15 protein-coding genes and 1 pseudogene are annotated in these 26407 nt (G+C 37.6%); 6 read left to right on the plus strand and 10 right to left on the minus strand.

The features are described 5' to 3' along the window. The first annotated feature begins 23 nt into the window (after positions 1–23). The 6 genes from BUB91_RS06605 (at position 24) to BUB91_RS06630 (ending at position 9897) form a co-directional block, all read left to right on the plus strand. Positions 24–2420 carry an ABC transporter permease gene (locus BUB91_RS06605; protein WP_073098445.1) on the plus strand — a complete coding sequence of 799 codons (2397 nt, stop codon included), beginning with the start codon at positions 24–26 and terminating at the stop codon, positions 2418–2420. A gap of 25 nt (positions 2421–2445) precedes the next feature. Next, positions 2446–4890, plus strand: a complete 2445-nt coding sequence (locus tag BUB91_RS06610; RefSeq protein ID WP_073098446.1) for an ABC transporter permease — start codon at positions 2446–2448, stop codon at positions 4888–4890. Between the two features lie 25 nt (positions 4891–4915). Next, positions 4916–7336 (plus strand): ABC transporter permease, encoded by a 2421-nt coding sequence (locus BUB91_RS06615; protein WP_073098447.1) that lies wholly within the window; start codon positions 4916–4918, stop codon positions 7334–7336. A 69-nt stretch (positions 7337–7405) separates the two neighbouring features. Further along, the gene (locus BUB91_RS06620; protein ID WP_073098448.1) at positions 7406–8074 is read left to right on the plus strand and encodes an ABC transporter ATP-binding protein; all 669 of its coding nucleotides are present in this window, start codon (positions 7406–7408) and stop codon (positions 8072–8074) included. Positions 8075–8151: 77 nt separating this feature from the next. Next, on the plus strand, positions 8152–9570 hold the full coding sequence (locus BUB91_RS06625; protein ID WP_073098449.1) for a TolC family protein: 1419 nt from the start codon (positions 8152–8154) through the stop codon (positions 9568–9570). A 27-nt stretch (positions 9571–9597) separates the two neighbouring features. Beyond that, positions 9598–9897 (plus strand): response regulator transcription factor, encoded by a 300-nt coding sequence (locus tag BUB91_RS06630; protein ID WP_073098450.1) that lies wholly within the window; start codon positions 9598–9600, stop codon positions 9895–9897. A gap of 352 nt (positions 9898–10249) precedes the next feature. Here the strand turns inward: BUB91_RS06630 and BUB91_RS06635 are convergent, their stop codons facing one another. From BUB91_RS06635 to BUB91_RS06680, 10 genes and pseudogenes are all read right to left on the minus strand, one after another. Next, complete coding sequence (locus BUB91_RS06635) at positions 10250–10924, minus strand: DUF3823 domain-containing protein (RefSeq protein WP_073098451.1); 675 nt, start codon at positions 10922–10924, stop codon at positions 10250–10252. 55 nt (positions 10925–10979) lie between these two features. Beyond that, complete coding sequence (locus BUB91_RS06640; protein WP_073098452.1) at positions 10980–12818, minus strand: RagB/SusD family nutrient uptake outer membrane protein; 1839 nt, start codon at positions 12816–12818, stop codon at positions 10980–10982. A gap of 17 nt (positions 12819–12835) precedes the next feature. Then, positions 12836–15994, minus strand: a complete 3159-nt coding sequence (locus tag BUB91_RS06645; RefSeq protein ID WP_073098453.1) for a SusC/RagA family TonB-linked outer membrane protein — start codon at positions 15992–15994, stop codon at positions 12836–12838. Between the two features lie 609 nt (positions 15995–16603). After that, positions 16604–17584: a bile acid:sodium symporter family protein gene (locus BUB91_RS06650; protein ID WP_073098454.1), complete on the minus strand. Its 981-nt coding sequence runs from the start codon at positions 17582–17584 to the stop codon at positions 16604–16606. Next, a pseudogene (locus BUB91_RS06655) lies at positions 17581–20684 on the minus strand (efflux RND transporter permease subunit). The gene BUB91_RS06650 and the pseudogene BUB91_RS06655 overlap by 4 nt, the downstream one beginning before the upstream one ends. Before the next feature lie 18 nt (positions 20685–20702). Continuing rightward, entirely contained in the window at positions 20703–21803 is a 1101-nt protein-coding gene (locus BUB91_RS06660) for an efflux RND transporter periplasmic adaptor subunit (RefSeq protein ID WP_164917832.1), read from the minus strand. Between the two features lie 5 nt (positions 21804–21808). Beyond that, on the minus strand, positions 21809–23119 hold the full coding sequence (locus BUB91_RS06665) for a TolC family protein (protein ID WP_073098456.1): 1311 nt from the start codon (positions 23117–23119) through the stop codon (positions 21809–21811). A 67-nt stretch (positions 23120–23186) separates the two neighbouring features. Continuing rightward, positions 23187–24560 carry a sensor histidine kinase gene (locus BUB91_RS06670; protein ID WP_073098457.1) on the minus strand — a complete coding sequence of 458 codons (1374 nt, stop codon included), beginning with the start codon at positions 24558–24560 and terminating at the stop codon, positions 23187–23189. Between the two features lie 20 nt (positions 24561–24580). Continuing rightward, positions 24581–25264, minus strand: coding sequence for a response regulator transcription factor (locus BUB91_RS06675; protein ID WP_073098458.1), 684 nt, complete (start codon positions 25262–25264; stop codon positions 24581–24583). A 443-nt stretch (positions 25265–25707) separates the two neighbouring features. Then, complete coding sequence (locus tag BUB91_RS06680; protein ID WP_073098459.1) at positions 25708–26385, minus strand: potassium channel family protein; 678 nt, start codon at positions 26383–26385, stop codon at positions 25708–25710. Positions 26386–26407 lie beyond the last annotated feature (22 nt).

Genomic DNA, 26407 nt, shown 5'->3' on the forward strand with positions numbered 1-26407 from the left:
CATCAATCAAAAATCAATCAGCTATGTTTAGGAACTATATAAAAATCGCCTGGCGGAATCTACTTAAGAATAAACTTTCTGGTTTTATAACCATTAGCGGTCTGGCTATTGGGCTTGCCGCTTGTATGCTTATTCTGTTTTATGTAGCACATGAGCGTAGTTATGATAAATTTCATACAGATGCCGAACGGATTTACGCTGTGGAGGCTCAGGTAAATATGGCCGGGGATACTATCTATATGAATTCGATGAATTCAACAGTAGCGGCACTCACTGAAAATGCGAGTCCGGCTGTTTCTTCCAGTTTGCGATTAAAGGAAGAATACAAACCTATAATTCTTAAAAGTAGCCAGCAGCCCAACACTCAGTTTTCAGAGAAGAATTTCAGCTATGCGGATACCAATTTTTTTGATTTTTTCTCTTTCAAGATTGTGAAAGGCACTACAGGTGCAGTGTTGAGTAAGCCGTATTCATTAGTGCTTACAGAAGATATGGCAAAGAAATACTTCGGGACTCAAAACCCTATAGGGGAAACTATATCTGTAAAAAAAGACAGTACGTATTTGTTTACGGTTACGGGAGTGATGGAGAATATGCCTAGCAACTCCAGTATTCATCCAGATTTTGTAGCGTCGATTAGCAGTATGCCAACTATGATTGAACATCAAATTGATTTTGATTCAGACGTTTTTAGACTAGGATCTTTTCCTACGTATTTGAAATTGAATAGTGCTGAAGCTGTAAAGTCTGTAGAAAAGACGATGCAAGACCTGAGTGTGCAGGGCAATCCATCTGCTACGGACGTATATAGGTTAAGTGCATTAATTGATAGGCACTTAAATGTTCGAGGTTCTTCGACTCCCAAATACCTTAGTATTTTTCCCCTAATAGCCGTACTGATCTTGATACTTGCATTGGTCAATTACCTGAGTTTATCAACAGCTAGAGCTACGTTGCGCTCTAAAGAAATTGGAGTACGTAAAGTTAATGGAGCGACCAGAAAGAGTGTTGCTTTTCAATTTTATGTAGAATCAATGCTTTATGTAGTACTTGCATTTTTAGTTTCGGTAGTATTGAGTATTGTTTTAAAACCATGGTTTTTTGGGATTTTAGACATTCAGATCGATGCTTCATTTTTTCTCAATAGTTCGTTTTTAAGCATTCTTGTTGGTCTGCTCCTCTTTACCATTTTGGCGACTGGTTTTTATCCGGCATTGGTGATGTCTGCGTTTAATCCTATTGAGAATTTGAGAAGTAGTCTTGCTTCAAAAATGCGAGGCGCGAGGCTTCGTAAAGTATGTACTACGGTACAGTTTGTTATTGCGATAGTGCTTTTAGTGAGCGGTGTGATTATCCATCAGCAACTCAACTATGTGAGAGGTGTAGATACCGGCTTAAAGAGGTCTGATTTGTTGATGCTGCCGTTGCAGAAAACTATGGGAACAAACAGTACTCCGTTTAGAAATGAGATTGAAAAGTTGTCTGTAGTTACAAACACAGCTGTTACACAATACCCTATTTACAAAGGCTATAATATGTTTTTTGCTTCTTCGGAAGAGATCCCCGAAGGTACGGGACTGCCAATACTTGCAGTAGATAAAGACTTTTTTGAAACACTTGGTGTCATCTGGGATAGCCAACCAGAAGATGAACATTTCTTTACCAATAAGGAGCAAGTGATTATCAATGAGGCAGCGATTAGTAAATTTAAATTAGGAGCTAACCCAATAGGTGAAAGCCTCACTTTTGGAAATAGTTCACGAGAAATTGTTGGGGTAGTCAAGGATTTTCATTTTGAGACTTTAGATGCTCCCATTAATGCTTTAGCACTATTTGTAAAGTCAAAAACAACTGGCACTACAGATATTTTAGGTAAAAGTGGTGGCTGTTTGTATGTGCGATTTCAACCGGATACCGATGTGCAAATACTGGTAACCAATATTGAATCTATTTATTCTAAATACGATACAGCTTCTCCGTTTGAATATCAGTTTCTGGATGATGCTTTTGATGCGATGTTTCGTTCAGAAGAGCGACTTTCTCAGGTATTCACCCTGTTTATTATTCTTGCGATGATCATCGCCGGGATGGGACTTTTTGCACTGGCAACCTTTAGTGCACAGCAACGCATCAAAGAAATAGGAATTAGAAAAGTACTAGGGGCTTCTGTCGTTCAGCTTACTGCATTACTCTCACTTGATTTTATGAAACTGGTGCTGCTCGCTTTTCTAATTGCGTCACCAATTGCTTGGTATTTTATGCACGAATGGCTTCAGGATTTTAGCTATAAAACAGTAATACACTGGTGGGTGTTTTTAGGAGCAGGGCTGGGAGCCTTACTATTGGCAGTTTTAACGGTAAGTACGCAAGCCATCAAAACCGCAATAGCCAACCCCGTAAAATCCCTCCGAACCGACTAATTTATCAATCAAAAATCAATCAGTTATGTTTAAGAACTATATCAAAATCGCCTGGCGGAATATTTGGAATAGCAAGCTTTTTTCAGCGATTAATATCATTAGTCTCGCAATTGGTTTGAGTGCTTCTTTTGTTATTGGGTTGATGGTATATTATGAGTTTACGTTTGACACCTTTCATGAAGATGGCGATCGCATTTATCGAGTTGTGACAGATTTTGAAACGCCTCAGGGTAATTTAAAAAATGGTGGAGTAACACCACCTATGCGTCTTGCAGCACGGGAAGAATTAACCGGAATTGAGCAATCTGCCTATTTTTTTAATTGGTGGGTTAGTGAATCTAAAGCCGCCTCAAGTGAACACATTTTCCCGGATCCTGAAAAAATCATACTTACCGAGGCAAGCTATTTTGATATTTTTCAATACGACTGGATTGCCGGTTCTAAAGAAACCGCACTACAAGGGCCTAATAAAGTAGTGCTTACCCGTAAGCGCGCTTTAGAATACTTTCCTAATACTTCTTTTACAGCTGTTATTGGGCAGACGCTTGAGTATAATGCTGAGATTCAGGCTGTGGTTTCTGGTATCGTTGAAGATTTTGACAAACGTACAGATCTTCACTTTGATGAGTTTGTCTCTTTAGAAACCGCAAAACAGACCGATAGTAAAGATCAAATTCTAAGTGATAGCTGGAGCATGACAAACAATGCTTCGCAACTGTATGTGAAGATATCAGGGCATAGTACAACAACGCAAATTAAAAGTCAGTTATTGGCTTTAAGCGAGCAGCACGTTGATCCTGAAATGGTAAAATACAATAATAAGCGCACATTTAATTTGCAGCCACTTGCTGATTTGCACTTTGATCAGGAATATGGTATTTACGATTATAGTCGGCAGGAAGCCAATAAGAATGTATTGATCAGCCTTATTTTTATAGCAATCTTCTTACTCCTTCTGGGAAGTATTAATTTCATCAATCTCAATACGGCTCAAGCCACGCAGCGGGCAAAAGAAATAGGCATTCGTAAAACACTGGGGAGTTCAAAAAAACAGTTGGTTATTCAATTTCTTGGAGAAACCTGCTTGCTTACACTAATTGCAGCTGTATGTTCTGTTTTCTTATCTATTTTCGCCTTAAAGATTTTTGATGATTTTATGCCAGAAGGTGTTGATGCAATGCTTATGGCAAGTCCATGGTTTATCGGTTTGGTGATCGGACTTATCATTACCATTACTTTTTTATCAGGTTTTTATCCGGGGCTTGTGTTGTCTCGATTTAAGCCATTCCGCGCTCTTAAAGGCGAATTTATACGCTCTGAAAATAAAAGTTCTTTACGTAAAGTATTAACCGTGTCACAATTTGTAATTGCTCAGGTTTTTGTGATTGCTACCTTGCTTGTGAGTAAGCAAATACACTTTATGATGCACAGCGATTTGGGTTTTAGAACAGACGCTGTTGCATACCTGCAAACTCCTTGGGAAGACCCTTCTGTAAATAAAAGATTGGTTTTAAAAAACGAAATCAAAAAGTTACCTAATATTTCTAACGTTAGTTTAGGAGGAATGCCTCCAGCTTCTCACAATATGGCTACCCGAATGGGAATCTACAAACAGGAAAACGAAGAAATAATACATGAACTACAAATCCTCAATGCAGATACAGATTATTTGGATGTCTACAATATTGATATTCTGGCAGGGAGAAAAGCGCTAAATGACACCATCGAAGAATATGTGATTAACGAAACCGGAATGCGTGCTTTTGGCTTTAAAAACCCGGAAGACATTGTAGGTGAATATATCGAGTTAAACACCAATAAACAATTGATTGTAGGAGTCATGAAAGACTTCAACCAGCGCTCTCTTAAAACGGAAGTTATTCCCTTAATGTTAACCGGAGATACGAGTAGAGAGCGCCGTACAAACTTTAGAAATATACACGTGCTATTGGGAGATTCTCCTGAAAGCTGGAGTCAAATACTTGCTCAAGTTGAGCAAGTGTATAAAGATGTATATCCGGGAGAAACGTTTAAGATGACTTTTATAGATGAGACGATTGCTGATTTTTACGAGCAAGAACAGCGCATAGCAAGCCTGCTTAACTGGGCAACAGGTCTTTCGGTGATCATAAGTTGCCTTGGTCTGCTGGGGCTTGTTATTCACACTACAGAACGTCGTACCAAAGAAATAGGTATTCGTAAGGTACTGGGGGCATCATTGGTACAGCTCAATTTGTTGTTGTGTACAGACTTTTTAAAACTGGTAATTATAGCATATGTAATTGCAGCACCACTAGCGTGGTGGGGATTGCATGATTGGCTTCAGGATTATGCTTATAAAACAGATATGAGTTGGTGGGTTTTTGCATTAAGCGGGTTTGCTATGGTGCTTTTGGCGATAGTTATTATGAGTTTTAAAACACTTAGAACAGCTCTTAAAAATCCCGTAAAATCCCTCCGAACCGACTAATTCATCAATAAAAAATCAATCAGTTATGCTTAGAAATTATATCAAAATCGCTTTTCGGAATCTGTGGAAGGATAAAACCTTTACGCTGCTAAACCTTTTGGGTCTGAGTACCGCTTTTGCTGTTGCTGTGCTTTTAGGGATGTATGCCTTTTTTGAGCTTTCGTACGATGGCTTTCACAAAAATAAAGCCTCATTGTACCAGGTGTATTCAACAGAGCAAGCACCTGAAGGTATTGAGGCCAGCGAACCTAAATCGGTGCCTTTTGCACCGGCATTGCGAGATGAGGTTCCGGGAGTAGCAAAAATTACCCGCTATAACAATAAGGGGGTTCTGGTGATTTCTGGAAATAAGGAATTGCGAATGAGTGCAGCGTATATTGATCCTGATTTCTTCTCGATGTTCAGTTTTCCTGTAATTAAGGGAAAAGAGCAACAACCAACAGTAGACAAGAGTACCGTAAGCATTACTGAATATGCTGCCAATCGAATTTTTGGAACTGAAGACGCATTAGGAAAAACAATTAGTGTCATTACGGAAGGGGTAGAACAACTGTTTACGGTTTCGGCAATTATTGAAGATTTCCCAGATCAGAGTAGTATGAAATTTGATTTGGCTTTAGATTTTAGCAATCAGGCTCCTTTTTCATATGCAGAGATTAAAGACGATTGGAGTAAAGAGAATCACGAGGTTTATGTGCAATTAGAGCAAGGTGTTACTGCTGCTCAGTTTGAAAAAGGGACAGAACCTTTTACCCAGCTTCATTATAAAGATGAGATGGCTGCTGCTAAGCGCGACGGCGCACAACCTGATACTAATGGAAATTTTAAACAGATACGCCTGCTTCCTTTTAAAGATGTTTCTTATGCCAATTTTGATAGCGGTATAGCCCGGGTAGAAAAGACGATGCCGTATTTGATTCTGGGAGTTGGTTTTCTAATTTTGTTTATAGCCTGTGTGAATTTCATCAATATGAGCATCGCAAAAAGCAGCCAGCGTTTGCGCGAGATAGGGATGCGTAAAACTTTAGGAGCAGGGACAGGTCAATTGTTTTTTCAGTTTTGGGGTGAAAGTGTTTTGATATTTCTAGGAGCAGCACTACTGGGAGGTTTACTGGCATTTCTATTAGCGGAACCCTTTAAAACCTTGTTTTCAACACGAGCGAGTTTTGAAGCGATATTCACATTTAAAATTATTACGGGCTTTGTACTAGGATTTATGTTGATCACCTTTATAGCAGGAGGTTACCCGGCCTTGTTGCTTTCTAAGTTAGGAACGTTACAATCTTTAAAAGGCAAACTTAATCTTACTCGAAAAAATAGCGTGCGCGATGTGTTGATGGTGGTGCAGTTCGGGATTGCTATTTTATTAATTAGTGGAACTTTTGTGCTTTGGCAACAAATAGATTTTATGCGGAATAAAAATCTGGGCTTTAATAAAGAACAGGTTATTTCACTTCCGCTTAACGGAAAAAGGTCAGACGCTCAGGTTATACAGCTTTTGAGAAATAAACTTCAAAACCGTTCTGAAATTTTAAATGTAACGGCAGCCAATAATATTCTGGGCCTGGGAAGAGATGGAAGTAGTATGACCAGCCAGATGGGATTTGAGCATCAAGGTCGTGTTGTAGAAACTCATATTCTTATGGTAGACTACGATTACCCGGAAACCTTAGATATGGAACTGGTTGCCGGTCGCTCTTTTAAAAGGGGTTATGCTTCAGATAGTTTAGCCGTGCTAATCAATGAGAAAATGGCAGCGCAATTACATGAGGAGAATCCTTTAGAGACCAGATTCATCTTAGATGATAGCCTTGCTTATCAGGTAGTAGGTGTGCTTAAAGATTATAATTTTCAAAAATTGAATACGGCTGTAGCACCACTAACGGTTTTCTTAAAGCCTAATTGGAATATGCATTATGCGTATATCAAAGTAGCTCCCAATAAAGCTGCAAACGCATTGGCTCTCCTTGAAAATACGTGGAAAGAAATAGAACCTAACGCTAATTTTTTAGGTTCGTTTTTAGATGAAAATATAGACCGAACTTTTAAGTCCGAAAAGAAAATGGCAACGATGATTACCAGTGGTTCTATCTTGGCAATCATACTCAGCTGTATTGGTCTGTTTGCGATCTCCTTGCTCATCGTAGCGCAGCGTCAAAAAGAAATAGGTGTGCGTAAAGTGATAGGAGCAAGCGTACTCAACATAACGGTGATGCTTTCTAAAGACTTTTTAAAACTTGTAGGAATCAGTTTTGTTATTGCAGCACCGCTAGGTTGGTGGTTAGCCTATAACTGGCTTCAGAATTATGCAAACCACATAAACCTTACGCTAGGGGTGTTTATCGCTGCCGGTCTGGCTGCTTTAATAATCGCTTTGGTAACCATTAGCTTACGAACCATCAAAGCAGCAATGCAAAACCCTGTAAAATCACTTAGAACAGAATAGCCCGGTTTCAAAGGGAGAAGAACACCTATTCTAGTATAAATAATAATTTCAATACAAATAACACAAATCATGCTACTACAACTCAATCATATTTACAAATGGGTCAAACAAGGAGGGAAACGTGTTTTTCTGCTGAATGATATCAGTCTTCAGGTTAAAGAAGGCGAATTTATTTCCATTATGGGACCTTCGGGATCCGGAAAATCTACACTGCTCAATGTCATCGGGATGCTTGACGAGTTTCAGGAAGGCGAATATGATTTTCTGGATGAATCTGTACATACGCTTAAAGAAAAGCATCGATCTAAATTGTATAAAGAATACATCGGTTTTGTGTTTCAGGCTTATCATCTTATTGATGAATTAACGGTTTATGAAAACATCGAAACCCCCTTATTGTATAAGAATATCAAGTCCGCAGAGCGAAAAGCCCTGGTTGCAGATATGCTGGATCGTTTCAATATTGTAGGAAAAAAAGACCTGTTTCCGGCGCAGTTGAGTGGCGGACAACAGCAGCTTGTGGGTATCGCCCGTGCTTTAATAGCCAAGCCTAAACTCATTCTTGCTGATGAGCCTACCGGAAATCTCAATTCTAAACAAGGCGAAGAAATTATGCGGCTTTTTAAAGAATTGAATCAGGAAGGGGTAACCATAATTCAAGCCACACATTCTGAGTCTAATGCGGAATATGGGAACCGAATTATCAATCTCTTAGATGGAAGTAAAGTAAAAGCCTAATCAGCTTTTTCCACCTAAAAAGTAAAATGCATTGCGGCTTGTGCTGCAATGCTTCAATCATCATCAATCAAAAAACTATGTTTTACAGACTATTTTTAGTAGTTCTGTTGGGTGTTTCCTTTTTAAAATTGAACGCGCAAGAACAGAGCAAATCTTTAAACTTAGAGCAATCTATAGCACTTGCTTTAGCAAATAACCTGGACCTAAAAACTGCAGATTTAAACGCAGAAACCGAAGCAATCAGATACAAACAAAGTCGCAATGCGTTACTGCCGGGGCTTAATGCAGATTATAATCTAGGTCTGAGTAACGGGCGGAGTATTGATCCGTTTACGAACGCTTATGTCAATGAGCAACTTACCTATTCTAATGCAGGTCTTAGTCTAAGCGCAACGGTATTTAACGGTTTTAGATTGCTGAACACACTCAAACAAAGCAGTCTGAATAAAGCTGCGGCTGTAATGGAGCATAAGGAAGCGCAGCAAAACCTGATTTTAGATGTTACACTCGCTTTTTTACAGGTTTTAAATTCCAGAGAATTATTAAAATTGGCACAATCCCGAGTGCTCACTTCTCAGGAACAACTGCAACGTTTAGCTAAAATGCAGGAAGAAGAAACCGGAGACCCTGCTGCATACCGGGATTTACAGGGGCAAGTTGCAACTGACGAAGCATCGGTGGCTGAGGCGCATAACAACCTTAAAAATGCGGTCACATCATTAGAAACCTTGTTGAATGCCAATGTGAATATTAATGCTGATGAATTAACGCTGTTGCTAGATTTTCAAGAGCGAGAAGATACCGCAGCAGCAATCTATGAAGAGGCTCTTTTAAATCTAGCTTCAGTAAGAGCAAAAGAGTTACGTTTGGAGGCTGCTACTAAAGGAGTAGTTGTTGCCCGCTCACAGTACAGCCCAGAGATACGTGTGTTTGCTAATTTAGGAACCAACTATTCAAGTGCCGCCAGAGTGTTTGACGATGCCGGAACGCAGCTAAAACAAACCGGTGATTTTGTTACGGTTTCGGGGACTGAGTATTCAGTGTTTACCGAAGAAAATTTGTTTGATGCATCTACGATTTCTTATACAGATCAGTTTAATAACAACCTCAATTCTACTGCAGGAGTATCGGTAAGCATTCCTTTATTTAATGGATTTCAGGCAAAAAATGCGGTTCAGTTACAAAAGATAGAAAAGGATCAGGCTAAACTAAATCTCGAGCAGACTAAACTTTCCCTAAAACAAAATATACAGCAAGCATATAACGATACAGAAGCCGCTTATATACGTTTAACAAAACTCACAGAACAGGAAGCCGCTTTTGAAGATTCTTTCCGTATTAATGAGACGCGCTTCAATCTTGGTGTTTCTACTAGCGTAGAATACCTTATCAGTAAGAATAAGTTAGACAATGCGCGTATCAATCTTACTACTGTAAAGTATGAATACGTTTTGCGTAATAAGGTTCTGGAATATTATAAGGGAGGCGTAAATTGAATGGGTGTTTTTCTTTGATCAGATTTGATGAAAGTAGCACGAGCAGCCTCAAATTTAAAAATCATCGTAAATTCTGTAGAAGATCGCCCTTTTAAAGTGCAAGCGCTATTTTTAGAATATCAGATTAATGGTTATGTAAGTAAGGGACGCCGCAGTTTAAATGACTTAATAGAAGCAGTAACTACCGTATTTGAAAATAAAAGTTTTGTTTCTCCTCAGAAAGATTTAAGCGCAACTAATACTGTAATTGATCTTGAAGAATTGGATTTAATCATAATCAAAGATTTAGCAGACGGATTCAGTAAGCGTGAAATTAGAAAATGTTAAATAAAACCTGATTTAAAGCCTAATAGTAAGAGCTCTTTAGATAAGCGAGTGAGCAAGATTTTTATACAGTTTGATGTAAAAAATTCTACACATCTAATAGTAAAACTTACACGAAAAGGGATTGTTTAAAATGACTTGAAAGAATAGAAGATCAGCTTTTAGGAGCTTTTGTTTTTAGTATAGTTTTTTGATTAACTAAAGACCTGAGAGGCCTGTATTATTTATTCTAATTACCGGAAGGTAGTGTCATTGTTAGGGGATAATAATTTTAGCTGTCAAAACTTAAAAAAGATGTTCCGTACAATTGTTAAGTATTTGTACGGAGCATCTTTAATACTAGATGACTTCTGATTTATAGTTCTAAACGGTAAGAATTAGTATAAATATACTCGTTGCTTGAGTTTGACTTTAAAGCTGTACGAATAAATAGATATTCTAGATCTCTCATATTTTCAGGGATCTCAATGCTTAAGGATGTTGATGAGTCAATGTTAATAGTATCAGCACTATAACGGGCAATAGCATCCTGTATGTTTTCATCTACAAGTACTGACTCACCTAATACAATAACTACTTCCTGTAAAACGCTTGAATCTACAATTTGATTAACGTCGAATGTTGCGCTTATGGTGTTTCCAGAAATACTATACGCTTCATTTTTGATTGTGAAGTAAGGTGTTACCGGTACATCTAAGAGGGTATTTCCGTTTACTTGAACGATTATTGTGTCATTAAGTTGTGGCAACCAGGGATCACCACCTTTACGCACAAGCTTATACTCACCATTAAACAGGGATGCTGAGTAAGAGCCATCTTGAGCGATAAAAACGGGAATGAATTCATTCAAAGCATAACCGTCCTGCCATAACTCTAATTGAGCACTATTTGAACGTACATTAAGGTTTTCACCTTCATAGACTACATTTCCTTCAAGTCTTGCACTTGGTGCATCAATATTATCTAATTCACAACTCACTAGACTTGCAGCAAAGGTGAGTGTAAGTAAATAAAGCCATTTTTTCTTCATAATTGTATGCGTTTTTAAGTGTAAAAATCAACTGTATTATTTAAAATCATTTTTTCTAATGAAATGGATTTCGTACTAATTTAGGATTGTTGTTTAATACCCCTTGATCGATAGAGGCATAATAGTTACCCAATCTAAAAAAACGGGCACGTCTAAATCGGGTAGGTGTGAACTTATTGAAGATATATTTATTATTATCCGGATGTCCTGGGCGTACAATACGATAAGGAAATAATGCAAAAACTGCTGCATCTTCATTATTGATGTCCCCATCCCAGACCTCGTGAGCAATTCTCCAGCGTTTCAAATCAAAATAACGGTGATCTTCAAAAGCTAATTCTACGCGACGTTCCTTACGGATGTCTTCAATATTTAAATCTGTAATACTATTTTCAGGGAATCCAGCACGTTCTCTAAGTGTATTTATATAGGTAGTTGCTACACCCTCCTGATTTAGTTCAAAAGCTGCTTCGGCAGCATTTAGATAAATTTCACCTAGTCTAAACCAGGGCCACCAGTTTTCTGAAGCAACTCCTCTAAGACTGGCTCCTGGTGCATCACTTAAAAACTTACGTGCATAAAAACCCGTGTTTGAAACAAATTGAGTGTTATCCTGTGGACCATCTGCTCCCGTCCACAAGCCCTCGTCGCTGTAATTAGATCCTAGATCTTGAGAAGCGAGCAATTCGTAATCAGAGTCATTCCACACAGCAACCCCGGCCTGCATCTTAACAGGTGCACTTTTAAAAGTTGTACCCGGGTAGATCACAGTTCCGTATAAACGAGCATCTTTGTTCGCAAAAATACCGTTTATATCTTCATAGACAATAGGATCCCCTGAAGCATCAGTAATATTTAGGCTTCCTTCACCGCCATCAAGATAATCAAAACTCTCTACCAAATTTAAAGAAGGGGTGAGGTTACTAGGGTATTCATTATCTTCAGTAAGGCTACGTGGGATGTTTTCAAACGTAAATCCATGTGTTTTAAGGCTGTTGACATAATCCTTTGCAAATATGACTTCAGCATTTCCTTTATTCATCATCATTTCATAGAAGTTTGCCTGCTTATCAGGATTCTCATCATAAAGCGCATAGCCGCCGTCTTGTAAGATACTTTGCGAAGCTTGTAGAGATTTTTCATAATAATCCTTTGCCATTTCAGCAGGGATACCTACTTCACCACCTGGTAGGTTTATAGGCGTATCCATCAGGTTGTTGTATTTAGCTATAGACGCAGCATACAACATCGCCCGACTTTCTAAAGCCAGTGCGGTAAACTCATTGGCTCGAGTCTGACTACCATTATTAGCTTGTAAATCAGATTTAATAGTTTCTAGTTCAGAGTATATAAAATCATAGACTTCGTGTTCCTTGCTTCTAGGAATTTGTAGGTATTCAGGATCTCCTCCGAAGTCATAAATGAGTTGTTCTGTGACGAGAGGAACTCCACCCATTCGCTTAACAAGCTCAAAATAAACAAAGGCCCTAATGAATCGCAATTCTGATGTAAACAGATTTTTTTGCTCGTCTCCAATCTCAGTACTAAAGGTTTCTATGTTATCAAGAGCTAAATTGATGTCTCTGATAAACGTATAATCCCAATACCTCCCGTAATCATATCCGTATTGAAAATCATTACGCCAATTTTGGTCAAAGTGTCCCGACCACATCGCATCATCGATTTCAGTCATACCTCCCGTATTGAAAACACCGTGGAAAGTAGGAAGTCGATCATAATAGTTAGCTAATAAAGATGTTATTAACTGAGGGTCGTTCCACAATTGCTCATCGGTAATGATGTTTTTGGGATCCCGTTCAAGCCAGTCTTCATTGTTGCAACTCACGGTAGCAAACGAAGCGCAAAGTATAAGTAATAGTAGCGTATATTTCATAATAAGCTCTTTAAATATTATAGTGAAAGGTTTAATCCGACCACAATGGTTTGTTGTTGTGGGTAAACTACGGCAGCACTTGCCGAAATTTCAGGATCAATACCAAATTTTTTAACGTTATCAAATGAAATCAGGTTAGATGCAGTGGCATATACCCGAAAGCGATCAACATGTAGTTTAGAAATAAGCTGCTTTGGGAACGTATATCCTAGTTCAATATTTCTAACCCTCAGAAACCATACATTCGTTAACCAAAAATCACTGTTACGTGCATTAGGGCCTACTGTACCATTACGAATGGCCGGATACCTACCGGGAATCCATTCGCTGTCAGGGTTGTAGGGGTCAGCACGATGCCAGCGGTCTTCTAGTAAATAAGCGGCAGAATTTCCGCCGGCGTGAAATGGGTTTCGGAGTTCATAATTCTGAGACCATGATTGCATAGATGCACCTGCTAAGTCAATAGTTAGGTCAATGTTTTTATAATCCATCCCAAAAGTTGCCCCGTAGGAAATCATTGGAGACCAATTTGTAGGGTAACCTATAGGACGTTCATCCATCCAATTGATAATCCCATCCTCATTCACATCTTTATAAATAAAATCCCCTGGCAGCAGATTTTGATTATTTTGCCCGTCGATATCAACTTCATAGTTTCTAATTTGTTCTTCCGACTCAAAACGGCCTACTACTTGATAGCCCCAATTAATGCCACCCCATCTGTCTTCTATAGAGTTACGATATTCACTCCAAGAATTACCAAAGCGGGGTTTGTATGTAGAAATACTTTTATAACGAGAGTAGGTCATATTACCACTAACTCTATAATTAAATTCCCCAATATTATCTCGGTAAGTGATAATACCCTCTGCGCCATTATAACCGTTTTCGTTAAGATTTTCATTTGGTAAAGAATATCCCACCTCGCTAGGTAGCAATACGTCATAACGAGGAGCAGGAACTCCTGTTCTTCGTATCTGGAAGACATCCGCAGTAACACTTAGTTTATTTTTAAACATGCTTAAATCTATACCAACGTTGGTACTTGTGTTTTTCACCCAAGAAAGATTTCTAATAGGTAAACCTCGAGGTCGTATTCCATTGACAAAGTTTCCATTTAACACAGCATTTCCATTAGCCCAATTATACCCCCCTAAGTAGTCAAACATCCCTACACCTTGTTCTTGTCCAGTTTGACCAGTTGATGCCCGTATTTTTAGGTCACTTACTATGTTGCGTAACGGTTTAAAGAAGTTTTCATCAGAAATACGCCAACCTGCGGAAATACCCGGAAAGAAGCCCCAACGTTCTCCTGGCGGATAGAGGTATGAGGCATCATACCTTCCCAATAGTTCTATCAGATACTTGTCTTTATAGCTATAATTAATCTTACCGATAAACCCTGCACGGGCTTGATAGTTCCAGCTGTCATTAAATGAATTGAGGTTGTCAAATTCTAAAAGAGGCAGGTAGTTATTAGAGGGATTAGTACCTAGTTGTAGGTAATCTTGTTCAAAATCTGTCCGTTCAAAAGCCCCCATCACAGTGATCGAGTGGTCTCCAAAGTCTTTTGCATAATCCAGTTTGAATTGAGTAAAAGTACTGATGTCTTCTCTTTCTGTTTGATAGCGCCACCCTCCATCAGCCCCACCAGTACGGTTGTAGGTGTCATTGCTTTCATCATAGGTAAATACATCATATGTATATTGAAATCCGTCAAATTTGTTGTTGCTGTAATTATAGGAGTATGTTCCTCGTGCTTTTAGCCCAAAACTAAATTCATATTCTGCAAAAACATTCATGTTAAGGTTACGTGCATAGTTATCTTTATAACCCAACGTTTCACGATTAAAAAGTGCCGGGTTTCTGGAGAAATCACGTATATGGTTGGGATATTCAGGATTGTTATTTGCGTAGGGAGGAGTGGTGGGTAAATTGCTGAAAACCCCTAATATCGCAGAAAAATAACCGTCTCCACCTGGAAGTCCAACATCTTTAGTTTTTTCTAATCTCCCGCTTATCTGGGTACCCACTTTTAATCGTTTACCAATTTTAGATTCCAGATTGGCCTGAATATTAGTACGGTCGTATGAAAAATCATTAAGTAGTGCCTTTTGATTGGTATTAGCTAAGGAAAGATAATAGTTAGTGTTTTCGGTTCCTCCACTAACACTCGCATTGAGATGATATTGTGGCACGTTGTCGCGTATTAGAAAATCGTAGTAATCATAGCTCTGATAACCCGGTTCAACGCCTTGCTGCCACTTCTCAAGCTCTTCAGGAGTATAGATTAGGTTCGGGTCACTTCCTTGATTTTGTGCTGCTTCAACTAGTCCACGAGTAAATTGAGCTGCATTTGCTAACTCAGGAAAACGGGTTAAATTCTGCCATCCATAGTAGCTGTTAATACTTACTTTGGGTGTGTCATTATTTTTTCCTTTTTTCGTTGTTACCAGTACTACTCCATTAGCAGCACGCATTCCGTAAACCGCAGCAGAGGCATCTTTTAAGATGGTGATACTTTCTATATCTTCCGGGTTTATGGAGTTAAACATATCGTTACCTGAGTTCCCTGTAGACTGTACCCAGTCTCTGCCCGTGTCTCCCCCATAAGGTATGCCATCAATAACATAGAGAGGATTTCCCATATTACGTATTTCAAGGGATGCGCCTCTACCAGGTCTTGCGTCCTGAGCTCTTACTGAAACCCCTTGTATTTTACCTGCAAGTGCTCCGGCAGTTGTTGTTGAGGTGGTTCGCGTGATGTCATCGGTTTGAATCGTACTAATTGCGCCAGTTACGTCCTTTTTTTCTTTCGTACCATAACCTACCACCACCACTTGGCTTAAAGCTTCTAGATCAGATTCTAGGGTGACGTCAATACGACTCTTCCCATTAACATTGATTTCTTTTGATTTATACCCGATGAAAGTAACAATGACTGTAACGTTCTCGTCGTCGGGTATGTTAAGAGTAAAATTACCATCAAAATCAGTAGTAGTACCGTTTGAAGTCCCTTTTACGATAACGTTTGCACCTGGTAACGGTAGGCTGTCTGGATCTTGTATGTTTCCTTCTAGAACTCTGGTTTGAGCATAAGTAATAGAGCTTATTAATAATACAAAAAGTAATAGCGAACAGTGAAGTTTATTGCGTGGAGAAATAGCTTTTGTCATAGATTAATTTTAAAATTTACTCATTAAACATTTGTTTAGTAGATACATTAGAACTGTAATTTATTTTCAAATAAAACCTAAAAGTTTTAGATATAGTTTTTTGAATAATTACAAAAAACTATATCGATTTCGGAAAGCATAAAAAAATAAATGTGTTTTTTACATTTACAAATGTGATAAAAATAAATTTACCAAGCAACCCTGTTTTAGAAATAATAATTTTTTATATAATACGAATTATAAAAGCTAATTCTTGTGTTTAAGTGTTTGGTAATTAATGTTTTGATTTTAATTGATGCTTTAGAAATTAAAATTGTTTTTTTATTGCCTCTTAAAAAGTGGAACACGAAATTAATCGTCATGCACAAGATTTAAAAAATTTAATAAGTTGTTTTATTTTAGATTTTTGTGTCGGTTTACTTGGAGTTTATGATAGATACTTACTTGATGTTAGAAATATGATGAGCTCGGGTGTGTATTAGGGAAGAAAAGCACTTTTATAAGCGTCTTACGGCCTTGATGGGCTGAAAGACTTAGAATAAGATTGCATACTGTACTGTTTAAGTAGCTTTAAATTCAATTTGATAAAACTGACTTTTAAGATGCTTATTAATTGGTGATTATTAACTCATCTCTATCCTTATACCTCGAAGCAATAATACTTATGATAACAATTTGAGAAATATGAAACAGCATTAAAGGGAGTAGAATGATGCCTATAGCAGCCATATTGCCAAAGAGTATTTTAGAAAAAACGGTACCGTGAACCAGTGACTTTTTGGTTCCGCAAAATTGTGCAGCTATACGATCTTCTATAGAAAAGCCAAGTTTTTTAGAAATGAAATTAACGAACAAGAAGATGAACCCAAACAGCAATAAAACTCCTGCTAAAATAGCAACGATATCTATTATGGATATAGTGCTAAAAAGATTTTCGGAGAATGATTCTGCAAAACTTTTATAGATAATCAATAGGATTATAGACTTGTCAAACATGGTAAGTTTCTTACTGTGTTTCTCTATAAATTTTTCTAAAAAGCGTTGAAGAGAAGCTCCTAAAAATACCGGAAATAAAACCTGTAAAACAAGGCTGATGTAAATTTCAGAAAAGTCAAAAGTTACTTGAGTGTCTTCTACAAAAAGGCCTATCCAAAGCGGAGTTATTAGAATGCCTATTATTCCTGAAATACTGGAGTTGAATATTGCGGCCGGTAGATTCCCTTTTGCCAAGGAAACCATCACAACAGACGTGCTTACGGTTGATGGTAAAGCTGCCAAGAAGAAAAACGCTAACCAAATTATTTCTTGCTCTGAATTTTGGATCAGAGGTCTTAGCAGCAATACCAAAACCGGAAATATCACAAATGTGCTACACTGAATCAACACATGTAACTTCCAATTACTTAAACCAGATTTTAGTTTTGACGGACTCAATTTTAGACCGTAGAAAAAAAAGATTAGCGCAATACCTATTGTACTAATCTTTTTAATAACAGAAGCGCTTGACCCTGTTCCATAGTGGGGGAAGAAGTAGGCAATTGTGACTACAATCGCAATTGCCAAGACCAACTTATCAAACTTTATTCTCATTCTTCTTCCCTGTTTTTTGAATCTTCTTTTTTATAGAACATATAGAATATTTGCGGGAGCACTGTAAACGACAATAGCATACAGATTAATAAACCACCTACAATCATAATAGCCAGAGGTTTTTGTACTTCAGAACCCATACCGTTTGAAAGAGCAGCCGGTAAAAGGCCTAAAGATCCCATTAGCGCAATCATAATAACAGGTCTAATTCTACTATAAACACCTTCAGAAATAGCTTTTTTAAGCGGCATATGTTCGAAGTTTTCTTTCATAACTGCCACGAGGATAATACCATCTATGGTACAAACGCCAAAGAGAATGATAAAGCCAATACCTGCCGAAATTCCAAAGATGGTTCCGGTAAGCCATAAGGATATAAACCCACCAATAAAAGCAAAAGATAGCGTAGAGATACAAACAATGGTGTCTTTGATATTACCAAAATTCATATACAATAAGAAAACAATAAGCAGTAATACAGCAGGTACAATATAACTGAGCTGCTTGGTAGCGCGTTCTTTACTTTCAAATTCTCCTGCCCACTCTACTTTAGTATTTTTCGGGAAATTAATTTTTTCATCAACAGCTTTCTGAGCGTCTGCTATGGTGTTTCCTAAATCACGCCCATCAATACTAAAACCAATACCTGTATAACGGCTGCTTCCTTCTCTATAAATAAATGCAGGACCGGTTTTAAACTCAATATCTGCAATGTTTTTTAATGGAATTTTACGCCCATCCAGCGTAGGAATAAGGATATTACCTATCTCATCTTCACTATCCCTGTATTTTTCTTCAAAACGAATTTGAAGATCAAATTTGCGTTCGTCTTCGTAGAAATACGAAGCAGTTTTCCCTCCAATAGCCATCTCAATTACGGCTTGAGCATCTTCGGTACTCACGGCATATTGAGCCATTCTGTTTTCCTGAAGGCTGATGCGCAATTCTGGAAGTCCAATGTTTTTATAGACCAAAACATCAGTTACTCCTTCAATTTTGCTGATGGTTTTCGCTACTTGATTGGCTTGATCTTCCATTAGAAACAAGTCGTCACCAAATATTTTGATAACCAGTGAGCTTTTTACCCCTGCAACATATTCTTCAACGTTATCCTGAATAGGCTGACTGAAACCAAAAGTGATACCTTTAAATTCCGCCAGATCCGTTTTCATTTCTGCAAGGAGTTCATCTTTTGATAAATTCCGTTCCCAATCGTCATGAGCTTTCAATTGAATGTGGAATTCATTATTGAAAAAACCAGTAGGATCTGTACCATCATTAGGACGCCCGGTTTGATTCAGTACAAATTCTACTTCTTCATACGAACGCAGCAGGGCTTTGATTTTTTTTCCGGTTTTAACAGATTCTTCAAGACTCACACTATTGGGCAAGGTTGCTCTGATGTAAACTGCACCTTCGTTTAATTGCGGAATAAATTCGGTACCGTAATTCAACAGTTTTACTACACAGATTACAAAGATTGCTAGAAAGATTCCTAAAGTTGTACGCTTGTATCTTGTCGCAGCATTAAACAGTTTAAATAGGTTTCCACGGAAGAAATTGACCACGGGGTTATTCTTAACCGAAATGTGTTTTTAAGCAATACTTTACACATTGCCGGCACTAAGGTGAGACTTAATAAGAGTGATCCTAGAAGTGCATAACCTAAAGTATAGGCTAATGGTGTAAACATTTTACCTTCTACTTTCTGAAAAGAGAAAATAGGGAAGAGAGCAATGATTAAAATAAGCTGAGCAAAGAAAATGTGCGGTGCAACATGACTCACACTTTTTCTAATCATATCTGTTTTTGAAGTCTCATTGTAACGTTTGATTCCGAGTTCAGCAGACTTTTGTTCGAGTTTGACATAGACGGCTTCTACAATGACCAGCGTTCCTTCTAAGAGCAAACCAAAATCCAGCGCTCCCATAGAAATTAAGTTTGCCGGCATCCCTTGAATTTTAAGCAAAGTAATACTGAATAAAAAAGAAAGCGGAATTATAATGGCAACGGTAATAGTGGTACGCCAGTTAAAAAGAAAAACTAAAACAATAAGAGAGACTAAAACAATCCCTTCTACTAAGTTTTTACTAACGGTTTTTACGGTAGAATTAACCAGTTCTGTACGATCAATAAAGGGTTTGATCTTAACATCACCCGGTAAAATACGCGTATTGAGTTCTTGAATCTTATCTTTAAGTCGGTCAATAACTTCAGCAGGATTTTCTCCACGAAGCATAACCACAATCCCTTCAACCACGTCTTCATCATCATCAAGACTTACTTGGCCTAATCTGGGTTTTGCGTTAATAGCAACTTTAGCCACATTTTTTACCAAAACCGGAGTCTGGTTGTGGGTGGTGATTAACGTGTTTTCTATGTCTGCTATACTGGTAAGTAAACCAACACCGCGTACCACATAGGCCTGACTCCCTTTTTGAATCATATCACCACCTACGTTGATGTTACTTTTAGTAATGGCTTCATATAAATCTAACGGGGTGAGGTCGTATTGCTCTAGTGCATTAGGATTTACTTGAATCTGATAGGTTTTTTCTTTCCCTCCAAAACTTTGTACGTCAGAAATACCAGGCACTGCTAAAAGTTCTCGCTCTATAACCCATTCTTGTATGGCTGCGAGTTCTTTAATGGGGCGTTTACTATCTATAACATATCTGAAAATCTCACCGGTTGCTCCATAAGGCGGATCAATTTCAGCGTCAGTTCCCTCTGGTAAATCAATTCCCTGAAGACGGTTTGCAGCATATTGCTGTGCATAAAAATCTTCTACATCATCTTCAAAAATAATGGTCACAACAGATAATCCAAATAATGAGATAGAACGAACATCAGACTTTTTAGGAATGGTGTTCATTTTTTTCATAATGGGTAGCGTAACAAATTTTTCTACCTCTTCTGCGCTCCTGCCAGGCCACTGTGTTATAATGCGTGCTCTAGTGTTGGTAACGTCAGGAAATGCTTCTATTGGGGTGTATATATAACTATAAACTCCGGCTACGGCTAATAGTCCTGTTAAGAAAAATACGATCAACGTATTTTTTAATGAGAACGAAACCAGAGCATTTGTAAATTTTTCCATAGTAGGTTTTGTTCCGGTTTAATTGATTATTGATGTACTTTCAAAAAGCATCAGTGCATTCTCTGTAACTATAACATCCCCCTCATCAAGACCTGCTGCTATGTAAAAAGAGTCTTCATCCTGAGATAAAATCTGAACGGGTTTAACAGTAGGAGAGCAGCGATCTGTCAGCTGAACTGTGAAATACGCATCGTTATTAAAGATCACAGCTTTTGCAGGGATATGTGGGGCTTTCTGGTTAGACTTGTTTTTAACCAAAGCTTCCACGTGCAAGCCGGGTTTTAGGAATAGATCTTTGTTATCCAGTACGATTCTTCCTTTAAGCACATTAACTTCAGGTTCTAAAACATTAGAAATGCGATCTATTTTTCCTGTAAAAACTTTATCCGGGTAGCTGCTGGTTTTTATGGAAACCGGCATGTTCTCCCGTACCGCAGCTATATCTGAAGCGTATATGTTTACATTGATCCACACTTCATCAAGATCTGATATGGTAAATAAAGGATCTCCTTCTGCTCCTATCTGCATACCTGCAGAGATTGTATTGTCTACCACAAAACCACTTCTGGGAGCTTTGATTTGAAAAACTCCTTTTTCTTGACTGGCACTATATAAACGCAGGTTAGTGCGTAATTTTTCAATATCATACTCCAGACTCTCTTTTTCGCTTTTAGCTGCAATCAGTTCTTTTTCTGAAGCAATACCGTCATCATAAAAGCCTTGAGTCGCTTGCAGTTGGCGCTTAGCCACTTCAAGATTAGCAGTAATCTGTTTCAGCTCTGCTTCAATGCCATTAAGTTCGGTACTCTGAATTTCAGCTAAAACCTGATTTTTTGAAACGTTATCACCCAGTGTAAAATACGTGTTGGTGATAACTCCGCCTACGAGACTCACATAACTTACAACTGCATTAGGGTTGTAAGCAACCACACCATTAAGGCGTAGTGTATTTACTACCGTATCATTTGTGATGCTTAGGGGGCGTAACTCTTTTACTTCTTTTTCAGAAAGACAGATTTTTGATTCTACTACAGGTTTTTCTTTTTCTTTACAAGAAGTAAGGATACTTGCCGAAAGCAAGCAGATACCTATTAGTTTTATAGTGATTAAGTTTTTCATGCTCATTAAGGATTTTCAATTTCTATTCCGGTACTGTATTTTAAATCTTCGAGGTCATCTAAGTATTCCTGTTGATTTTCAAGAATGGTTTTTTTAGTATCTATATACGATTCCAGAAAGTCCATATAGGTGATGATATTTATAGATTGAAGCTTAAAATATTCGGTATAAGCATTCATTACAGTATCAAGATCTTGTGTATATTCGACATTAATAGTTTCAAAAAATCCAGCTGCTTCAAGAACATTTTTATAATGCTGTCGCACTTCTTCTTTAACTTCCAGCAGTTTGTTTTGGTTTAAAAAGTTTTGCTGTTCAACAGCTCGTTCTGCTTTTTTGATATTTCCTTTATTACGATCAAAAAAAGGAAGGTCTATTGAAGCACCTACACCTATAAAATCTTGTAGAATGTTTCCACCCCGATCATAGCCTACAGAAAACTCCACGTCTGGTACAGCCCTGGCTTTTTCTAGAGCTAGTTCTTTTTGAGAATGCTTAACCTCTAATTTGCTATAGATTAAATCTGGTCTGTTTAGAATTGCTTGTTCTTGTAAATAGTCTAGGGTATAGTTAAAGGGCAATTGATACTTAAAATCTGTGCTATATACATCTCTAAATGAAAGCGGAGTGTTATCAGGAAAGTTTAATAAAACAACAAGCTCTTTAGTGAGTTTGTTTATGGTTTTGCGCTCTTCAATTAAATCATCTTTTATGCTAAATAGTGATGCCTGAAGGCGAATGAGCTCTGCCTTGTTTACATTCCCTGCATCGTATTGATGCTGGTAAGCATTTACAATATTCTCCAAAGAGGTAAGTTGACGTTCAAGCATATCTGAATAGCGCTCATGAAAATGAAAAGAAAAAACCGTTTTTCTAAATTCGGTTTTAAGGCTTGATAAAAAATCTTCAAGATAGGATTGAGCCATTTCTGCGGAAACATCTGCTAGTTCCATACGTTTTCTACGCTTTCCGGCCGTTTCAAACAATTGTGAAATTTGTGCAGAAATCTGTCTGAATCTCCCAAAACTATCGCTACCAAATAACCCCGGTAATTGTTCACCGGTTCTTTTTTGATAAGCTGTGGTCCAGAGGTTGACCTCATCTATTTCGAGACTGGGATTAGGCCATACTTTTGCTTGAAGTTTTTCGGCTTCAGCCTTAGGGATCTCAAGACGCTCTGCTAGTAGCTGTAAGTTCTCCCGAAGAAAAATCGTTTCAGCTTCTTCTAAGCTCAATACTAGTTTACCGTTCTCTTGACAGAAAGAAGCAAAGGGGAGGAGCAACAACAGGAAAAAGCGACAATTGTTTAGATTCATGAATTTTACTTTTAATGCTGTAAAATTCAAGGGAATGACCTTAAAATAACCTTAAGGCAGCTAAAATTTAGCTTAAAGGGATCTTGATTTCGAAGTTATTGTGCTTATCTTTTTTGCTTGAATATTGAATGCTGCCCTTATGGAGTAGTATTATTTTTTTAGTAAGCACGAGACCTAAGCCAAACCCGGTTTGACCGTGACTGTTCGCTCCTCTAAAGAAATAATCAAATAAATATTTTTCTTCAGATTTAGATATGGTTTTTCCGGAATTAGATATGCAAACAGCTAATTCTTTTGTTTGAGCTATCGTGTCAAAGGTTATTGAAGTTTGCTTCGTAATGCCATAAGAGACAGAATTAGTCAATAGGTTTTGAAAAGCTTGTTTCAATAGCATTTCATTACCCATAACCTGCAAATCTTCTTCACCCGTTACTAAGCTTGAATAATTAATACCAAAGCTGTGATTAGGATATAAGCTGTTGAGTTCTGCAATGGTGTCAAATAGTAATTCATCTACGCGTAAGCACTGTAAAGTGATCTCTTGGCCAGCTTCATATTTAGCAATCTCCAGTAAAATATTAATAGTATCACCCAAGGATTTAGCAGCTTGTATTTGCCCCTCCAGAAGTTGGTGCACCTGATCAAGATCTCTATTGCTTTTTAAAATTTCTAATTCTGAAACCAAAATAGAAATAGGAGTTTTAAGTTCGTGAGAAATATGATTTACCACGTGTTTCTGAAACAAAAAAGCTTCGTTAGTTTTTTTAAGTAAGGCATTAAATCGTTCTGTAAGTAATTCTAATTCATAAGAAGATTTATCAGTTTTTAGAAAGCTGCCTCCCAAGTGATTTAAATCAAATTTGCTTAAACGTTCAGAAAGTAATGTAAGGGGTTTTGAAATATGATTGGAGAGAACAATAGAAATCAGAATAACGATTACTGTTATAAAAATAAATATTCCGATTAAGACGTTTCCTAAAAAATAAATTTTTGAGTGCCCTGCTTCATCATAAGCCTTACTAATCGCATAGTAGCCGCTGTTTTCTATTTTAAGGTAAACTCCTACAATGTCATAGTTGTCAACTTTAGTTTCAATCCAGATATTGGAAGTGTCTAATTCGCTGAGAATTTCTTTATAGTTAGCAATAGGTAGATTGTCTATACTGGCAAAAATGAGTTCTTTATCAGCATTAAAAACCAGCATCTTTTCATCATAAAAATCATTGATGGTGAGTTCGTCCATAACGCCAGCCAGTTCTTTTCCATAAGCCTTATATTTATTGAGAAAAATAAGCGTTTGCTTGATTTTTGTATTTTGTCGCTGCTGAAACTCTTCTTCTCTATATTCAGAAAATAAAATAAAAATACTCAGCAAAGCAACTCCCAGCAGTACACTAACCGTTGAAGAAAAATAGAAAAGTATTTTGTTACGTATTTTCATTTGTAGAAGCGGGGGTTCAATTAGAAGTCTAAATAATAGCCGTAGCCAACTTTAGTTTTTATTGAATTGGTATTAAAAGGTTTGTCAACCTTATTGCGTAGCATACTAATGTAAACCTCGATGGTGTTAGTATTGAAATTAAAAGCACCGCCCCAAATTTTAGCGATTAAATCATCTTTAGATACAAAATCACCATTTTGTTCCAGTAGTAATTCTAGAATTTGAAACTCTCTAGGGGTTAAGTTAATTTCTTGATCTTGCCGGTAAACCTTTTTAGTGGTTTTATTTAAGCTAATGTCACCAGTAGAAAGTGTTTGTGAGGTGGATGTTTCTAAATCTTTAGAAGAACTTCTTTTGAGTATCGCCTTTATGCGTAAAAGCAGCTCCCGCATAAAAAAAGGTTTAGTTAGATAATCATCTGCCCCATAGTCGTAGGCTGTGATTTTGTCTTCTAGCTCGCTAAATGCAGTAAGTATGATTACTGGGGTATGTGTGTTGTAGGTTCTAAAATTACGACACAACTCATAGCCTGATTTACCGGGAAGATTAATGTCCATAACGACACAGTCAAAGCTTTCTTTTTTAAGAAAACGCTCGGCAAGCAAGCCGTCAAAAGCCTCAACAACGGTATAAGATTCTGCCCGTAAGGCTTCAGAAATATTCTTATTTAAAGAAGGATCGTCTTCAATTACTAAAATCTTCATTGTGCTGTAAAATGCTATAGATTTTTACTCGATAAATAAATACTGTGAAGCCTTGCTTCGAATTTAAACAATACATCAGTAAATACGTTTTGAGATTGTCGAAAGTGGTTTACACTAATGCGAAATTAGCTTAACTGTTTGTATTAAAACATTTTTTAAGCGGTTGCTTGTTTTGTAGAGTAGAAAAAGAAAGCCTAAATCATTTAAATAGAATTTTTAAAAACAAAAAAGCCTCTCAAGAAATTGGGAGGCTTTTGCGATCTTTGAAGGGACTCGAACAGATCTGGAAGTGCCCGTTTTTTCAGGGTTTCAAACCCCTTATTTTTAATGACTACCGAATTGTACACCCGATTTGAAACTTTAGCATTTGTTTTTTTATTGAAAATTTTTCCAATTAGTTTAGAGCTAAATATCTGATTAATTAATTGGATGATGAAATTGGTTTAATTTAAAAGGCTGGCTGCCCCAAACACCTTTGATATAGCAGAAACCTGATTTTTGCGCGATAAAACCACCACAATGTCATTAACAAAAATACGGGTTTCTCCCTCTGGAATAATAATTTGATTGTTTCTTTTGATAAGGTTGATCAGCGTATCTGTCGGTAAGATTTTCTCCTTATTCAGGTCTTTGATTAATTTATTAGCGATAGAGGATTGATGCTCAACAATAATTTCCAAGAGTTCAAAACCATCTCCTAAATCCAGAAACTCTTTAACATTAGGACCTTGTACCGCTCTGTACAAATACCTTCCGTTTAAACGGTGCGGACTCTCAACGGTGTCAATACCAAGCTGTTCAAAAACCGGCAAAAGATCATCATTGTTAACAGAACTCACTAAGCGTTTAATTCCCAAATCTTTTGCAAGAAGTATAACCAATGCATTTACAGCATCATCGTGAGTCGTTACAATAATGGCATCGGCTTTTTCGGCCTTTGCCTCCTTTAAGATTTCGCATCGTGTCGCATCCCCGTGAATGACCACACAGTCAAAATTCGTTGCAACCCAGTTGGCGGCTTCTTTATCCTTTTCAATCACATACACATCCTGACGGTCATTTAGGGCGGCTTCGATAATGTGTTTCCCGGTTCTGCCAGAACCTACTATGATAATATGCATAACAGTATTTTTTTAAGATTAA

The sequence above is a fragment of the Leeuwenhoekiella marinoflava DSM 3653 genome, assembly GCF_900129005.1.
Classification (GTDB): domain Bacteria; phylum Bacteroidota; class Bacteroidia; order Flavobacteriales; family Flavobacteriaceae; genus Leeuwenhoekiella; species Leeuwenhoekiella marinoflava.

Bases quoted from the DNA above. Each gene is read 5' to 3' on its own strand.
- BUB91_RS06605 (WP_073098445.1), top strand. From the start codon at position 24: ATGTTTAGGAACTATATAAAAATCGCCTGGCGGAATCTACTTAAGAAT.
- BUB91_RS06610 (WP_073098446.1), top strand. From the start codon at position 2,446: ATGTTTAAGAACTATATCAAAATCGCCTGGCGGAATATTTGGAATAGC.
- BUB91_RS06615 (WP_073098447.1), top strand. From the start codon at position 4,916: ATGCTTAGAAATTATATCAAAATCGCTTTTCGGAATCTGTGGAAGGAT.
- BUB91_RS06620 (WP_073098448.1), top strand. From the start codon at position 7,406: ATGCTACTACAACTCAATCATATTTACAAATGGGTCAAACAAGGAGGG.
- BUB91_RS06625 (WP_073098449.1), top strand. From the start codon at position 8,152: ATGTTTTACAGACTATTTTTAGTAGTTCTGTTGGGTGTTTCCTTTTTA.
- BUB91_RS06630 (WP_073098450.1), top strand. From the start codon at position 9,598: ATGAAAGTAGCACGAGCAGCCTCAAATTTAAAAATCATCGTAAATTCT.
- BUB91_RS06635 (WP_073098451.1), bottom strand. From the start codon at position 10,924: ATGAAGAAAAAATGGCTTTATTTACTTACACTCACCTTTGCTGCAAGT.
- BUB91_RS06640 (WP_073098452.1), bottom strand. From the start codon at position 12,818: ATGAAATATACGCTACTATTACTTATACTTTGCGCTTCGTTTGCTACC.
- BUB91_RS06645 (WP_073098453.1), bottom strand. From the start codon at position 15,994: ATGACAAAAGCTATTTCTCCACGCAATAAACTTCACTGTTCGCTATTA.
- BUB91_RS06650 (WP_073098454.1), bottom strand. From the start codon at position 17,584: ATGAGAATAAAGTTTGATAAGTTGGTCTTGGCAATTGCGATTGTAGTC.
- BUB91_RS06660 (WP_164917832.1), bottom strand. From the start codon at position 21,803: ATGAAAAACTTAATCACTATAAAACTAATAGGTATCTGCTTGCTTTCG.
- BUB91_RS06665 (WP_073098456.1), bottom strand. From the start codon at position 23,119: ATGAATCTAAACAATTGTCGCTTTTTCCTGTTGTTGCTCCTCCCCTTT.
- BUB91_RS06670 (WP_073098457.1), bottom strand. From the start codon at position 24,560: ATGAAAATACGTAACAAAATACTTTTCTATTTTTCTTCAACGGTTAGT.
- BUB91_RS06675 (WP_073098458.1), bottom strand. From the start codon at position 25,264: ATGAAGATTTTAGTAATTGAAGACGATCCTTCTTTAAATAAGAATATT.
- BUB91_RS06680 (WP_073098459.1), bottom strand. From the start codon at position 26,385: ATGCATATTATCATAGTAGGTTCTGGCAGAACCGGGAAACACATTATC.